This is a genomic window from Leisingera sp. ABM4_060, assembly GCF_056158765.1.
Genome location: NZ_JBSWTX010000002.1, coordinates 240,849 through 255,703, shown reverse-complemented (window position 1 = coordinate 255,703; position 14,855 = coordinate 240,849). Strand labels below are relative to the sequence as shown.

Here is a 14,855-nt window from a genome sequence, read left to right as displayed (position 1 = left end):
TTAACCTCTCATCGCTTTGCCGGAGGGATCATAGGGTGAGGGGGCAATGACGCGGGCGGGGCGTTTCTGACCCACGATATGCAGGCTCAGGTCCGTGCCTTCCACAGCTGCCGCCCGGTCCACCATCGCCAGCGCCAGGGATTTGCCCGTGGTGTGGCCATAGCCGCCGGAGGTGACAAAGCCGACGCGGGTTTCGCCCTGCCAGACCGGTTCATAGCCGCTGGCATCGGCGTCTGTTGCGTCCACTTCCAAGGTTACAACAACCTGCGCGGGGCCGCCCGCATCGCGTTCCTTCAATGCGGCGGCGCGGCCGATGAAGTCCTTATCCCAGTCGATCCAGCGGTCCATGCCGGTTTGCGCCGCTGTATACCCTTGGGTGAATTCGGCGCTCCAGATGCCGAAGCTTTTCTCCAGCCGCAGGCTCAGCAGCGCGTCGAAGCCTGTTTCGCGGATGCCAAGGTCTGCGCCGGCCTCCAGCAGGGTTTCGCGCAGGGTGATGTGTTCGGCGGCGGAGCAATGGAGTTCGTACCCCAGTTCGCCGGCGACCGAGAGACGGCCCACCTTGAGGCGCAGCATGCCGATGTCGAAGGTGCCGCAGCCCATAAACGGCAGGTCTGCGATGGGGCCGTCTGTCAGCTTTTCCAGGACCTTGCGGCTGTTGGGGCCGGAGAGGCTGAAGCCGGTGATGGCGTCGGTCGCATCGCGGACCTCAACCCCTTCGCCTATGTGGTCCTGGAACCAGCGCATGTGCCATTCGCGCAGGTAGTAGCTGCCCATGATCCACCAGGTGCCATCGCCCCAGTTGAAGACGGTGAGATCGCCTTTGAGGCGGCCCTCAGACGACAGCATCGGCGCCAGTCTGGCGCGGCCCGGTTTCGGCAGTTTTGAGGCCATGATGCGGTTGAGCCAGGCCTCGGCCCCGGCGCCCGAGACCTCGAACCGGGAGAAAGCAGAAATGTCGAGGAGTCCCACGGCCTCGCGTACTGCTTTGCACTCCTCCGCGACGATTTCGAAGGCGTTGGAGCGTTTCAGGGTCGGGGTTTCGGTGAAGTCTTCCGAAGGTGCGAAATAGAGAGGGATTTCAAGCCCGTAGCTGGCGCCCCAGCGGCAGCCTGCGGCTGTCATGCCGTCATAGGCGGGGGCCTTTTTCAGAGGGCGGCCTGCGGGAAGCTGCTCGTTCGGGTAGGTCATCACGAAGCGGCGGGTGTAGAACTGGCCGGTGGTTTCCTTGATGAAGCGCTTGTTCTGGGCGTAGTCGCCGAAACGGGCCACATCCATGCCGAACACATCGGCCTCCGGCTCGCCGTGGATCATCCATTCGGCCAGCGATTTGCCAACGCCGCCGCCCTGCAGGAAGCCCGCCATTACGCCGCAGGCGCACCAGTAGCCGGGCTTGCCGCGCACCGGGCCGACCAGCGGGTTGCCGTCCGGGGCAAAGGTGAAGGCGCCGTTGACCCAGGTTTTCACACCGGTGGTTTGCAGGGCCGGGTAGCGTTCAAAGCCGAGGGTGAGTTCCTTCTCGATCCGGTCCGGGTCTTCCTGCTGCAGCTCAAACCCGTACTCCCACGGCGCTCCGTCCATCATCCAGTGCTGGTGGTCGATCTCGTAGATGCCCAGAAGGATGCCCTTCTGGTCCTGGCGCATGTAGGTGAAACCTTCGAGGTCGACTGTCATCGGCACTTCGAAGTCGAGCTTCTCCAGCACGGGGATGGTGTCGGAGATCAGGTAGTGGTGATTGAGCGGCGAGACCGGCAGTTCCACGCCGGCCAGGCGGCCCACCTGCTTGGCCCAGAGGCCCGCGGCGTTGACCACATGCTCGGCATGAATGGTGCCTTTCTCGGTGACGATCTGCCAGCCATCAGCGACCTGATGCAGCTCCAGCACCCGGTTGTTTTCAATCACTTCTGCACCGCGTTTCTTGGCCGCCCCGGCATAGGCGTGCACAGTGCCGGTGGTGTCGACATAGCCTTCGCGGTCGGCCCACATGCCGCCGATGATGCCCTCGGTGGACATGATCGGGCACAGTTCGCCCGCCTCCTGCGGGGTGATCAGGCGGCAGTCCTCGATGCCGATCGACTGAAAGGTGCGATAGGCCGACTGCAGCCATTCCCAGCGGTCGGGGGTACCCGCCAGCGTCATGCCGCCGGTCATATGCATGCCGACGGACTGACCGGATTCCTGTTCGATCTCGGACAGGAGGTCGATGGTGTAGGCCTGCAAGCTGGCGATGTTGGGGTCGGCGTTCAGCGCGTGAAAGCCGCCCGCCGCGTGCCAACTGGACCCCGCGGTCAGCACCGAGCGTTCGATCAGGCAGACATCGGCCCAGCCGAATTTCGCCAGGTGATACAGAACCGAGGTGCCGACAACGCCGCCCCCGATGACAACGGCACGATAGTGCGACTTCATGAGCTTGCTCCCTGTCTGAGGCCGCAGGCGGGCGGGGTGCGTCCCCCGAATCCACCCTTTGGACAATGTTGTCCAATACATCGGCGATTCTGGACAGCTTTGTCCAGATAAATCTGGCAGGGTGCCGTTTGCCGGGCTGCCCGCCCGGCAAGGACGTCTATGCCTGGGTTTCCTGCCAGGTGCCGGTCTGCAGGGTTTGCGGGGCAAACCCGCCGGGTCCGGCACGCCAGGGCAGGGCGCCCTCCAGCCACAGGCCGCGGTGCAGGGTGAACCGCCAGCCACGCAAGGCACCCTGGAAACCGCGCATGTCCGGGTGGCCTTCGTCCAGCACCTCGGCGGTGCCAGTCATCATCAGCAGGCTGCCGGTTGCAAAGTCAGGGAAAGCCAGGCCTGCGCGCGGGTTCAGCAGGAAATTTCCCAGCGTGTTGAAGTGGTTGTTGCCGCGAAAGTCCGGAATGGTCAGGGTGTTGCCCTCCACATGGACAAAGCCGGGCCGGCCGCCGCGGTGGGAGACGTCGACGCCTTCGCGTTCCGGGTGACCGGCGGCAGGCACATGGCTGGCAACAAAGAACATATCGGCCTGCGTGATCAGCTCTGTGCGGCTGGCGCCAAGAGCGGTGAAAGGTTGCGGCTCTGCCGGGACGGCGGCATCAGCCGGCTCCAAATCGCGGAGCTGGATGTATTGCGGGCAATTGCCGAAGGATTGGTCCACCTTCAGTGTGAACCCGTCAGGCCCGGATGCCGTCACCCGCCCGTTCAGCCGGTTGCGGCGGCGGCTGTGCAGTTCGATCCCCAACAGCCCCAGCGCAGCATCCTTGCGGATGGCCGCGTGGACCGGGTCCTGTGCCTGGCCCTGCAAGGCAACGCGCAGATGCTCCGGGTCCGGCGACGCGGCAAAGCCCGGCGGGCCGCACATAAGGCTTGCCCAGGGCCAGCCATTGCTGTCTGCGGCGCCCGCTGCCAGAAACGGCAGCTGGGCAAAGAATTCCCTGTGCTGGTCCGGCATGAAGGGGCGGATCATCCGGCGGCCAACAGTCTCAGCCATCTCGCGCTTGCCTGCACGGCGCTGCATTTCCCGTTCGCCTTCGTGAAAGGGGGAGGGCTGTTCTGCGACGGTGGGGGGCATGAGAACCTCCTGTTTTCCGTAGGGGAATTGCGGCGGACCCGGCCGGCCCGCCGCCGCGGGCATCAGGCGACCAGGCCTGCCTTGGTGGCGGGCATCGGCTTGAACCCTTTCAGGCCTTTGATATTGGCAAGGAGGGCACGGACGTTGGGATAGGGCTCCAGCGAGATACCGCCCTCCGGCGCGTGGGCAACATAGGAATAGACCGCCACATCGGCGATGGTGGGCGTGTTGCCGACCAGGAAGCTGCGGCCCTCCATGTGGGTGTCGATCTTGCCCAGCACCCGGGCCGCGACCGTTGCGCAGAACTCCGCATCCAGCGGGGCGTTGAACACGGTGATCAGCCGCGCCGCCGCCGGGCCGAAGGCGATTTCCCCAGCTGCCAGGGTCAGGAACTTCTGCACTTCGGCCTCCAGGACCGGATCGGAGGGCAGCCAAGACGGTGCGTATTTGCGGGCCAGGTAGACCAGGATGGCGTTTGAGTCGGAGATAACAGTGCTGCCGTCCTCGATCACCGGCACCTGGCCTGCCGGATTCAGCGTCAGGAAAGCGGGTTGTTTGTGCGCGCCGCCGGCGAGGTCGACATTGACCACCTCATGGGCAATGCCTGCGAGGCTGGCAAACAGCTCTACCCGGTGGGCGTGGCCGGAAAGGGGGAAGCTGTGGATGCGGATGGGCTGGGTCATGTCTGGGTCCTTTTGCTCGGCATTTGCCGCGGTTGTTGAAGACACCCGGAAAATACGCGCCCAGAGACTTGGCGATAATATTCCAATATGGAGAATGATTGTGTACGCATTGTTCATAAATGGTGGGCAAGAGGAGCCGGGATGGACAAGCTGGACTGTATGCGCGCCTTTGCCGCCGTAGCGGCGCAAAGCTCCTTTACCGGTGGCGCCCGGCAGTTGGGGATCAGCACCAAACTGGCCAGCAAATACGTCGCCCGGTTGGAGGAGCGGCTGGGGGCGCAGCTGTTGAACCGCACCACCCGCAAGGTGACGCTGACCGATACGGGGCGGGCCTACCTGGAGCGCTGCCTGCCGCTGCTGGATCAGTTTGATGAGCTGGAGGACGTGGTGCAATTGCGCCAGAAGGAGCTGGCGGGTTCGATCCGGATCACTGCACCGACCGGCTTCGGCAGCCGTGAGCTTGTCGAGGCGCTGCAGCCGTTCCAGGAAGCCCATCCCAAGGTGGCGGTGGAGCTGGTTCTTTCTGACCGCCATCTGCCGATTCTCGAAGAGGGAGTGGATTTGGCAGTCCGTTTTGGTGCCCTCAAGGATTCGACGCTGGTGGCGCGCAAGCTCTGCGACATGCGGCTTGTGGTTGTGGCCGCGCCCGGCTATCTGGCGGTGCATGGCGCGCCCTCAGAGCCTGAGGCCCTGGCCATCCACAATTGCCTGCTGCAGATGACCTCGCCGCAGCCGGATATCTGGACGTTCGGGCAGGGCGGAAAACGGACTGTCAGCGTCGGCGGCAGCTTCCGGGCCAATTCGCCGCGCGCTGTGGCGCATATGGCAGCCCAAGGCCTGGGGGTTGCCCGCTGCCCGCATTATACCGCGCGCCCGTTCCTGGCGGACGGGCGGCTGCAAGTGCTGTTTGAAGAGCAGGAAACCGGCCCGATCTCGCTTTATGCTGTCTATCCGCCCAGCCGCCATTTGACGGCGCGGATCAGAGCCCTGATCGACCATCTGGCGAGTTTTTTCAGCCTGGGATGACCAAGCAGCAGCGGTAGGAAGAGCAGTGGAAAAGCGATTTTCTTCAATTGGTTGACCCGTCTTCCGCTTCTTTCTGGTCAACAATACTCCGGGGAGCGCGAGGGGCCGGCCCCTCGCTTCTGCCGCAGCCCCCTACGCATCGACCGGAGGCAATGCGGCAATAAGTGCAGCACTTCTGCCGTATATATTTTAATCTTGAAATATCTTCCCAAGCCTGCGTAGGCTCAATGCAAGGCCAGCGCAAGACTGGCCGGGGAGATGCGGACTGCCGCCGGGCTTGGCTTCTGCTGCCGCCGCGGTATTGTCGCAAGCATTTGATCAAGAACCCTGGCTGTGGGCCGGGGCAGATTCCGGGAGGACACATGTTATGAAAACCATTCGAATGCTCGCCATGGCGGCCGCGGTTCCGGCGCTGGCCGCCGCAGCCCAGGCCGACACCAGGATCGGCATGATCACCACCCTGTCCGGCGGCGGCGCGGGGCTGGGCGTGGATGTGCGGGACGGCTTCATGCTGGCGATCGAACAGGACGGCCGCGACGGCGTCGAAGTGGTGATCGAGGACGATCAGCGCAAACCCGATGCCGCGGTGCAGATCGCCGACCGGATGATCCAGTCCGAGAAAGTCGACATCCTGACCGGCATCATCTGGTCGAACCTGGCAATGGCCGTGGTGCCGGCCGCCACAGCGCAGGGCGTTTTCTACCTGTCGCCCAACGCCGGCCCCTCGGCGCTGGCGGGCAAGCGCTGCCATCCGAATTACTTCAACGTGGCCTGGCAGAACGACAACCTGCATGAGGCCGCAGGCGCCTATGCCAATGAGGCAGAGCTGAAGAACAGCTTCATCCTGGCGCCGAATTACCCGGCGGGCAAAGACGCGCTGACTGGCTACAAACGCATGTATGGCGGCACGCTGGCCGGTGAGATCTACACCAAGCTCGGCCAGACCGACTATGCCGCCGAGATCGCCCAGATCCGCGCCTCGGGCGCCGACTCGGTTTACTTCTTCCTGCCCGGCGGCATGGGGATTTCCTTCCTTAAGCAATATGCAGGCAGCGGTGTAGACCTTCCCGTCGTCGGCCCGGCGTTCTCGTTCGATCAGGGCATCCTGCAGGCGGTGGGAGAGGCCGCCTTGGGTGTCAAGAACACCTCGCAGTGGAACAAGGATATCGATAATGCGGCCAACGCAGCATTTGTCGCCTCTTTCCAGGAGAAATACGGCCGCCTGCCTTCGCTTTATGCCAGCCAGGGCTATGACACCGCCAACCTGATCCTGAGCGCGCTGGACAAGGCGGAAGTGTCTGACCAGGACGCCTTCCGCGCGGCGCTGAAGGCGGCGGAGTTCGCATCGGTCCGCGGTGATTTCAAGTTCGGCGACAATCATCATCCGGTGCAGGACATCTATGTGCGCGAAGTGATCAAGGAAGGCGACGTCTTTACCAACAAGATTATCGCCACCGGGCTGAGCGATCACGCCGACGCCTATGCAGGCGAGTGCAAGATGTAAGGCCCAGCCCGACTGCGGAGGCGTCTGAGGCGCCTCCGTACTTGGCAAGACGTCCCCTTCGGAAAATCAAATGACCTATATTCTAGTTCTGGAGCAGATCCTGAATGGGCTCCAGCTCGGGGTGATGCTGTTCCTGATGGCTGCCGGGCTGACGCTGGTGTTCGGGGTGATGGGGCTGATCAACCTGGCCCATGGCTCGCTCTATATGGTGGGCGCCTTTGCCGCCGCGGCGGTGGCTGGCTGGACCGGATCGTTCCTGCTGGCGCTGATTGCAAGCCTGGCCGCAGCCGCAGCTGCCGGGGCGCTGATGGAGCTGGTGGTGATCCGGCGGCTGTACCGGCGCGATCATCTGGACCAGGTGCTGGCGACCTTTGCGCTGATCCTGATCTTTTCCGAAGGCACCCGCTGGCTGTTCGGCTCTTTCCCGCTGTTTCTGGATGTGCCGTCCTACCTGTCCGGGCCGGTCAGCCTGCCGGGGGGCATTGAGTACCCGCTGTACCGGCTGACAATCATCCTGGTCGGTTTGGCAATCGCCGCCGGGCTGTTCCTGCTGATTGCGCGCACGCGGATCGGCATTCAGATACGGGCGGGCGAGGCCGACCGGGAAATGATTGCCGCGCTTGGTGTTGATATTTCTAGGCTCTACACGCTGGTCTTTGCCCTTGGCGCGGCGCTGGCGGGGCTCGCAGGCGCGCTGGTGGGCGCCATCCAGTCGGTGCAGGTCGGTATGGGCGAGCCGGTGCTGATCCTGGCCTTTGTGGTGATCGTCATCGGCGGCATCGGCTCGATCAAGGGCGCCCTGGCAGGCGCGCTGCTGGTCGGGATGACCGACACGCTGGGCGGCGTGTTCCTGCCGCAGCTGTTTGCGGTCTTCATGGATCCGGCCAGCGCCGCCTCGGCCGGGGCGTCGCTGGCCTCGATGCTGATCTATATCCTGATGGCGGCAGTTCTGCTGGTGCGCCCCTCGGGCCTTTATGGAGGGAGCGCATGATGGTGACGCGCGAGAGCCTGCTCAATTGGGCGATGATTGCGGCGCTGCTGATCGTGCCGCTGGCGGCGTGGTCGCTGGATGAGCCATTCATCATTACGCTCGCCACCAAAGCGGCGATCCTGGCGCTGGCCGGTGTCGGCTTGAACATCGCGCTTGGCCTTGGCGGGCTGATCAGCCTGGGCCATGCGGCATTCTTTGGCATTGGCGGCTATGCGATGGGCATCCTGGCCGCCCACGCCCAGAATTATGAGCCGTTGTTTAACTGGCCGTTCCTGTTTGAGGGCAGCAATCAGATGCCGCTGATCTGGCTGGCAGCGGTTGTGCTCAGCGCGCTGGCCGCGCTGGTGATCGGCGCGCTGTCTTTGCGCACGTCCGGTGTCTACTTCATCATGATCACCTTGGCCTTCGGCCAGATGCTTTACTACTTTGCAATCAGCTGGAGCGCCTATGGCGGCGAGGACGGGCTGTCGATCTGGGTTCGGAATGAATTTCCGGGTCTGAATACGCTCGATCCGATCCAGTTCTTTGCCATTGCTTATGTCATCCTCTGCCTGGCGCTGGTGTTCGCGGCGCGGCTGGCGTGCTCGCCCTTTGGGCTGGCGCTGGCGGCGGCGCGGCAGAATGAGGAGCGGGTGCAGGCGGTGGGGCTGACGCCTTTTACCCTGCGGTTGACGGCCTTTGTGATTTCCGGTGCTATCACCGGGCTGGCGGGGGCGCTGTTTGCCGATCTGAACCGCTTCGTCAGCCCCACTATGCTCAGCTGGCACACCAGCGGTGAGATCATGATCTTTGTGATCCTGGGCGGAGTGGGGCGGCTCTATGGTCCGGTGGCCGGCGCGGCGCTTTATATCTTGCTGGAGCATCTGCTGGGCGGCGTTAGCGACTACTGGCAGATCTTCCTGGGCGTGCTGCTGCTCCTGATCGTGCTGTTTGCCCGCGGCGGGCTGATCGGGGCCATCGCAGGGCGGGAGAAGGCGCATGGCTGATGTGGTGCTGAAAACCGATAAACTCAACAAGAGCTTTGGCGCGCTGAAGGCGAGCAGCGACGTCTCGCTGGATCTGCGGGCGGGTGAAATCCACGCGCTGATCGGGCCCAATGGGGCAGGCAAATCGACCCTGATCAAGCAGATCGCGGGCAATCTGGCGCCTGACAGTGGCAGGGTAGAGCTGCTGGGCCGTGACGTCACAGCGCTGGATACCGTGGCGCGGGCGCGGATGGGGCTGGGGCGGACGTTTCAGATCTCGGCGCTGGCGATGGAGTACACCGTCTTGCAGAACGCGGTGCTGGGGGCGCTTGGCGGCCAGGGGCGCCCGTTCCGATTGTTCCGCAACGTGATGAAGGACCCGGAGCTGCTGGAGCAGGCGCGCGAGGCGCTGGGGCGGGTCGGTCTGACGGACGAGGCCAACCGGCGCACCGCCGATCTCTCGCACGGCCAGCGGCGCCAGTTGGAGGTGGCGGTGGCGCTGACACTGAACCCCAGGCTGTTTCTGATGGATGAGCCGATGGCGGGGCTTGGCGCTGCAGGTTCCAAGGCGCTGACCGGGTTCCTTGACGGTTTGCGGCAGGAGGCGCCGATCCTGCTGGTGGAGCATGATATGGATGCGGTTTTTGCTCTGGCCGACCGGATCAGCGTGCTGGTCTACGGACAGGTCATTGCTACTGGCACCGCGGATGAGATCCGCGCCAACGCTGAGGTGCGCCGGGCCTATCTGGGAGAGGAGGACGCCGCATGAGCCTGTTGCGTTTGCAAGGGGTCGAGGCCTCCTATGGTCCGGCACAGGCGCTGTTCGGCGTCGACCTGGAGATCGGCGAGGGTGAGGTGGTGGCGTTGATGGGCCGCAACGGCATGGGCAAATCCACCACCATCAAGACAATCTGCGGGATGCTGGCGGCCTCGTCCGGTGAATTGCGTTTTGACGGCCACAACCTGCGGCGGCTGGCGTCGCACAAGATAGCCCGGCTGGGGATCGGGCTGGTGCCCGAAGGCCGCCGCTGCTTTGCGCCGCTGACGGTGGAGGAAAACCTGATCGCGGCGGCGCGGCGGGGGCCTTGGGACTTTGCCCGGGTGGCGGAGCTGTTTCCGCGCCTGCAAGAGCGGCGGGGCCAAAGGGCGGGGTCGCTGTCGGGCGGCGAGCAGCAGATGCTGACGATCGGGCGGGCGCTGATGACCAACCCGCGGCTGCTGATCCTGGATGAGGCGACCGAAGGGCTGGCTCCGGTTGTGCGTCAGGAGATCTGGGCGGCGATCGGGCAGCTCAAGACCAATACCGGCCTGGCCATTCTGGTAGTCGACAAATCGTTGAAGGAACTGTCCGCTTTCGCCGACCGTGCAGTGATCCTCAACAAGGGAAGCAATGCCTGGGGCGGTCCGATTGCCGAGTTGCAGGGGGAAACCGCCGACCGCTACCTGGGTGTGTGAGGTGTTGCAACCAAGTCGAAGTGTCACTGGCTGTGCAAAGCAGGAATGTCACTATGTGAACTCACGCTGAAGCGCAATTTCAGATATGTCGTTTTATTCCAATCGGTTTTGAATTTCTACAAGCTTGCATTCGAGGACCTCGGCGGGTGTCCGATAGCCGAAATATTTGCGGGGCGTGGAATTGAGGCGGTGGCAAATCGGCCGCACATACCGATTTGTCAGCGCCGTCGGTTCGGTTGTTCTTGGGAGGTATTTTCGCAGCCTGTTGTTGGTGTGTTCGACCGTGCCTTTCTGCCAGGGAGCCTGGGGATCGCAGAACCAGCTTTCGGCTCCGATGCCATCCTTCAGGCGCTGCCAAGCTGAGAACTCGGTGCCGCGGTCAAAAGTGATTGACTGGCGTGCGTCAGCGGGCAGGGGAGCCAGCCCGTTGATCTTTTCATGGTCCTTGCGGAACATCATCAGGTCGCATTCCCCCTTGCGGCAGATTGCTTTGCAATCGCCAGGCGGGCAGCGAATGGCCGAATTCAGTGCGCTCCGAGACACGCTCAGGCCTGCGTGACAGGCTTTGGCGATCGAAGATCCGGGTGCGATGATGCCGCCGGTATCCGCGCGGCCGGCGGCGTTTGCGATGCTCGGACAGGTGCCGATAGAACGCTTCGGCGCGGCCATCCCTGGAATAGGCGAAACGGTAAATCGTCTCATGGCTCACGCGGATCGGGTGAGGCTCCAGGCGCATACGGCCTGCGATCTGTTCCCCCGGACAGCCAGCTTTCAGGCGATCCTCATTGGCGGCCTTCAAGTCTGGATGCACGATCATCTTCCGATGGATGGCCCGGCGGCGTTCATATATGTTTTGCGCTGCTACCGCGTGATACCCATTCAGCTCTGGCAATTTCTTGTCCCTGAAGAAATTGCGTTTCAATTCGCGATAGACCGTCGATGGAGCGCGGCCCAGCCGATCCGCAACCTGTGGCACCGGCATTTTGGCTTCGCGCCACTTGGCAATCCTCCGGCGTTCTTCCAAACTCAGGTGAGGGTACCTGAGCCCATGCATCATCCTCCGTGCAACGTTCTGTTTTGATACAGAATTTGCACTTTGTTTGTGAGCTCACCCGAGTGATATATGAACAGCCTGTAATAGAGGTTATGTTAAAATAAATCTAACTTGCTTCGGGAGAAGTTCAGCTGAGGCCAGTTTCCGGGCCGCTGACGGGTTTTCACCGGTCAGCCGTTTTGTCTAGGCAAATGGCAAGGCCGACGGCAGGTCCTCCAGAACCGCGCTGCAGTCTCTGCCGTGTGCGGCTGGTCTGTCAGGCGCGCAGACGCTCTTCTATCAAACGGCCTGTGGCTGCTGCATTGGCACGGGGCCGGCCAAGGTCAAACCGGCCGACAATCCCTGACAGGCTGTGTGATTCATTCTGGAGCAGCTGGCTGGCGGCCGCCGCCTGTTCCGCCATAGCAGCATTCTGCTGGGTCATGCTGTCGAGCTGATGCATGGCGCTGTCTATTTTTTCCAAGCCGCGGGACTGCGAGCGCACCCCATCGGCAATTTCGCTCACCAGGCCGGAGACCTCCGAGACCTGCGCAATGATGCTGGTCAGCGCATCGCCGGCACGGCCCACCATCGAGACCCCGTTGGCAACATGTTCTTCGCTGGCGCTGGTCAGTGCCTTGATCTGCCCGGCAGCGTTGGAGGCCCGCTGTGCCAGCGCCCGCACCTCGGAGGCCACCACGGCAAAGCCAGCGCCCGCCTGCCCTGCCCGGGCCGCCTCGACGCCGGCATTGAGGGCCAGAAGGTTGGTCTGGAAGGCGATGTCGTCGATCAGGTTGATGATCTTTGAAATCTCTGCTGAGGCTTCCTGGATCTGGTCCATCGCCTGCACCGCTGATGTCACCACCTGGGTGCTCTGCTCGGCTTCGCTGCGGGTGCCGCGCATGGCCTCATCCATCCGGCCGGCCCGGTCGGCGGTGGCCCGGATGCCGCCGGTCAACTCGCGGATTGCGCTTGCGGTTTCTTCCAATGTTGCCGCTTGACCTTCGGTGCGGTGAGCCATTTCGGTGGCGGCGCTGCCCTGTTCCTCGGAGAAACGCCCCACATTGCCGGCGGTGCCGACAACCTCGCTCATCGAGCTGCGCAGCCTGTCGAGGCTGCGGTTGAAGTTCTGCCGCAGGGCTTCGTACTGGCCGTCAAAGGGGGCCTGAATGTCACAAGCCAGGTTGCCGCGCTGAAGTTCAGACAGTGCAGCGCTCATGCTGTCGACCACGGCCGCCGTGTGGCGTGCCAGCTCCACTTCCCGGGCGGCGGCGGCATCTGCGGCCTTCAGCTTGCCGCGGAAGCCGTCCAGGCTGCGGGCGAGGTCGCCCAGTTCGTCACCGCGGCTGTGGCCGGGAATGTCCGTGTCATAGTCGCTGTCCGCCAGCGCATTGGTGGCCTGCCGCAGCGCGTGGACCGGGCGGGTGACACTGCGGGCGGCAATCCAGGAAACCGCAACCGCAATCAGCAGTGCTGCCGCGATCAGTCCAGAGGCGGCAAGACGGATCTTCTTCACTGTGGCAAAGGCCGTGTGTTCGTCGGTCTCCAGCACCAGCGACCAGTCGAACCCGGGCAGATCCAGCGGCATGACCAGCGCAATTGCGGCCTCGCCGAGTGAGGAGGTTTGTGTTGCAAACTGGCCTGGCTCGCGCCTTGCGGCTGCGCGGATCTGCGGAGTGTCCGGCATCGGCTGCAGCACCGGGAACAGCCCGTCAACCGACGCAGGGCTGCGGGCAAGGCCGTCGCGGCTGACGACAAAGATGTTCTGGTGCGCGCCGCCAGACAGGTTGCTGGTCAGGGCTTCGACAATGGCGGCGCTGCCCAGTTGAACGGCGATCACCCCGGCGATGTCCCCGCGTTTTGTGAACACCGGCGCGGCCATGAAGGCCGCAACCCCTTCGGCGCTGTGGCCGTATGCGGCGAAATCCGCGGTCACCACCGTGCCTGCGTCCGCCTGCAGGGCGGCCGCGAACACCTGGGCCAGCCCGTTGTTTGCGCCGGTTTGGATGTTGCTCAGAAAGTCAGCCTGTTTCTTTACCGAATAGACGACCTGCCCCTTGGCGCTGATCAGGTACAGGTCCTGGTAGCCGTTCAGACGCAGGCTTTGCAGGAATGTCGGATGGTAGGTCACATGCGACTGGTTGTAATAGGAGCCGTCGCCGGCATCGGTCAGCTCTTCGCGCTGGTTTGCGGGATGCGGGTTTGCGGCGGCATAGGTCTGCTTCAGGTAAGACACCGGATCGTCTTCCTCGACCATGCCGATCACCCGTTCGAAATTGCTGATAGCCCGGAACACCGCGGGCTGGCCGGCCAGGCTGGAGACATCCGAGCGGGCCGCCTGCAGCCGGAAGGCCAGGGCCTGGGCGCCGGATTTGGCTTCGATTTCCTGAGCGGCAAAGGCATTTTCCCGGATGCTGCGCTCTGCCATCGAGTAGATCAGCAGCGATACGCTGACCAGAAAGCTTCCGGTCAGCGCCACCATGATCAGCGGCAGTTTCAATTTCAGCGGCAGATTTGTGATCCGGGGCATTGGCGAAGGTCTCCTGCAATCGGCGTGCCCCCGGTAAAAGTCCGGGGCATTGAGGAGTGTTAATCAGGAAAGTCCTGAGAAAACGTGTATCGCAAGAGTATCGCAAATGAAGTTTTCTGGAAAATCCGATTTCCTGTTGCCGCAAATTGGAGGTTTCGGTACCGGCTGCTGGAGTTCTCGGAAAAACCCGCCTGTAATATAAGAAACCTATGTATCTTTCGCTCTGCCTCTCTATTCAGGTGTCGCAAACCGTCCGGCGCGGGCGGTTTCACATTTTGTGTTTCCGCAGATTATGCGCGGCCCCAGTGTGGTCGGCCCTGCCTGTTATCCAGGCGCCGCGGTAATAAAATTACCCGGTGGCAGTAATGAAACGCACAAGGTGATCTGCCACCCTTTCACCGGCCTCGAGCAGCAGCGAGTGCTTCAGATCCGGCAGGATCACCAGTTCCGAGTGCGGCAGCGCCTGAGCGATCTGCCGGTTCAGCTGCGGATTGCAGCCGCCGTCGTTCTCTCCGGTCAAGACGAGTGATGGCGCGCCTACTTGATGCAGCCAAGGGGCCATTTCGGTGCCCGCATAGATGCGGAAGACGTTCAGGAAGACGTCCGGGTCAGTGTCCACCACCTGCTGCAGCCGGTTGCGGACCACATCCGGGTTTGCCTCAATGAAGCCGTCAGTAAACCAGCGCGCGGTCAGTGTTTCCAGCACCTGCGGGATGCCTTTCTCCTCCATCGCCTGCACCACGCCCCAGACCTTGGCGCTGTCGTCTTCGGTGCGGAAAGCGGCAGTGGACAAGAGCCCCAGCGTGCGTACGCGCTCCGGGTGCTTCAGCGCATAGGCCGGGCCGATCATGCCGCCCAGCGAATGGCCAGCGAAATGCGCGCTCTCAAAACCGGTCTGCTGACGGACCCGTTCCAGATCGGCCACCAGTTCTTCCAGCCCGAACGGCCCCCGCGGCAGGGGAGAGGCGCCATGGCCGCGCAGGTCATAGGTGACAACGGTGAACTGGCGGGTCAGAAGCGGCAGTGCCTTGGCCCAGGTGTTGCGCGCAGCGCCGATCCCGTGGATCAGGAACAGCGGCGGGCCTTTGCCCTGAACGCTGTATGCGCAGTCGATCACATCTGTCATGGCGGTCTCC

At 63.2% G+C, this 14,855-nt stretch carries 11 protein-coding genes and 1 pseudogene; 6 read left to right on the top strand and 6 right to left on the bottom strand.

What is annotated here, in order from left to right; translation table 11 throughout:
• The 3 genes from ACXAEH_RS21685 to ACXAEH_RS21675 all read right to left on the bottom strand — a co-directional run bounded on the left by ACXAEH_RS21685 (position 1) and on the right by ACXAEH_RS21675 (position 4,215).
• Positions 1-2,406, bottom strand: coding sequence for a GcvT family protein (locus ACXAEH_RS21685; protein WP_475036041.1), 2,406 nt, complete (start codon positions 2,404-2,406; stop codon positions 1-3).
• Positions 2,407-2,563: 157 nt separating this feature from the next.
• The gene (locus ACXAEH_RS21680) at positions 2,564-3,532 is read right to left on the bottom strand and encodes a pyridoxamine 5'-phosphate oxidase family protein (RefSeq protein ID WP_475036039.1); all 969 of its coding nucleotides are present in this window, start codon (positions 3,530-3,532) and stop codon (positions 2,564-2,566) included.
• 62 nt (positions 3,533-3,594) lie between these two features.
• Positions 3,595-4,215, bottom strand: a complete 621-nt coding sequence (locus ACXAEH_RS21675; RefSeq protein WP_475036037.1) for a glutathione S-transferase family protein — start codon at positions 4,213-4,215, stop codon at positions 3,595-3,597.
• Positions 4,216-4,356: 141 nt separating this feature from the next.
• Here ACXAEH_RS21675 and ACXAEH_RS21670 point away from each other — a divergent pair, with 141 nt between their 5' ends.
• The 6 genes from ACXAEH_RS21670 (at position 4,357) to ACXAEH_RS21645 (ending at position 10,156) form a co-directional block, all read left to right on the top strand.
• Positions 4,357-5,241 carry a LysR family transcriptional regulator gene (locus ACXAEH_RS21670; protein WP_475036035.1) on the top strand — a complete coding sequence of 295 codons (885 nt, stop codon included), beginning with the start codon at positions 4,357-4,359 and terminating at the stop codon, positions 5,239-5,241.
• 367 nt (positions 5,242-5,608) lie between these two features.
• Positions 5,609-6,745 (top strand): ABC transporter substrate-binding protein, encoded by a 1,137-nt coding sequence (locus ACXAEH_RS21665; protein ID WP_475036033.1) that lies wholly within the window; start codon positions 5,609-5,611, stop codon positions 6,743-6,745.
• Positions 6,746-6,815: 70 nt separating this feature from the next.
• Positions 6,816-7,736: a branched-chain amino acid ABC transporter permease gene (locus ACXAEH_RS21660; protein WP_475036031.1), complete on the top strand. Its 921-nt coding sequence runs from the start codon at positions 6,816-6,818 to the stop codon at positions 7,734-7,736.
• Positions 7,733-8,722, top strand: coding sequence for a branched-chain amino acid ABC transporter permease (locus tag ACXAEH_RS21655; RefSeq protein ID WP_475036030.1), 990 nt, complete (start codon positions 7,733-7,735; stop codon positions 8,720-8,722). The genes ACXAEH_RS21660 and ACXAEH_RS21655 overlap by 4 nt, the downstream gene beginning before the upstream one ends.
• Positions 8,715-9,470: an ABC transporter ATP-binding protein gene (locus ACXAEH_RS21650; RefSeq protein WP_475036028.1), complete on the top strand. Its 756-nt coding sequence runs from the start codon at positions 8,715-8,717 to the stop codon at positions 9,468-9,470. The genes ACXAEH_RS21655 and ACXAEH_RS21650 overlap by 8 nt, the downstream gene beginning before the upstream one ends.
• On the top strand, positions 9,467-10,156 hold the full coding sequence (locus ACXAEH_RS21645) for an ABC transporter ATP-binding protein (RefSeq protein ID WP_475036025.1): 690 nt from the start codon (positions 9,467-9,469) through the stop codon (positions 10,154-10,156). Before ACXAEH_RS21650 ends, ACXAEH_RS21645 begins: the two co-directional genes overlap by 4 nt.
• Before the next feature lie 93 nt (positions 10,157-10,249).
• Here the strand turns inward: ACXAEH_RS21645 and ACXAEH_RS21640 are convergent.
• The 3 genes and pseudogenes from ACXAEH_RS21640 to ACXAEH_RS21630 all read right to left on the bottom strand — a co-directional run bounded on the left by ACXAEH_RS21640 (position 10,250) and on the right by ACXAEH_RS21630 (position 14,845).
• Positions 10,250-11,210 (bottom strand): annotated as a pseudogene (locus tag ACXAEH_RS21640) (IS30 family transposase).
• Between the two features lie 256 nt (positions 11,211-11,466).
• Entirely contained in the window at positions 11,467-13,719 is a 2,253-nt protein-coding gene (locus ACXAEH_RS21635) for a methyl-accepting chemotaxis protein (protein WP_475036022.1), read from the bottom strand.
• 349 nt (positions 13,720-14,068) lie between these two features.
• Positions 14,069-14,845: an alpha/beta fold hydrolase gene (locus tag ACXAEH_RS21630; RefSeq protein WP_475036021.1), complete on the bottom strand. Its 777-nt coding sequence runs from the start codon at positions 14,843-14,845 to the stop codon at positions 14,069-14,071.
• Positions 14,846-14,855: the final 10 nt, after the last annotated feature.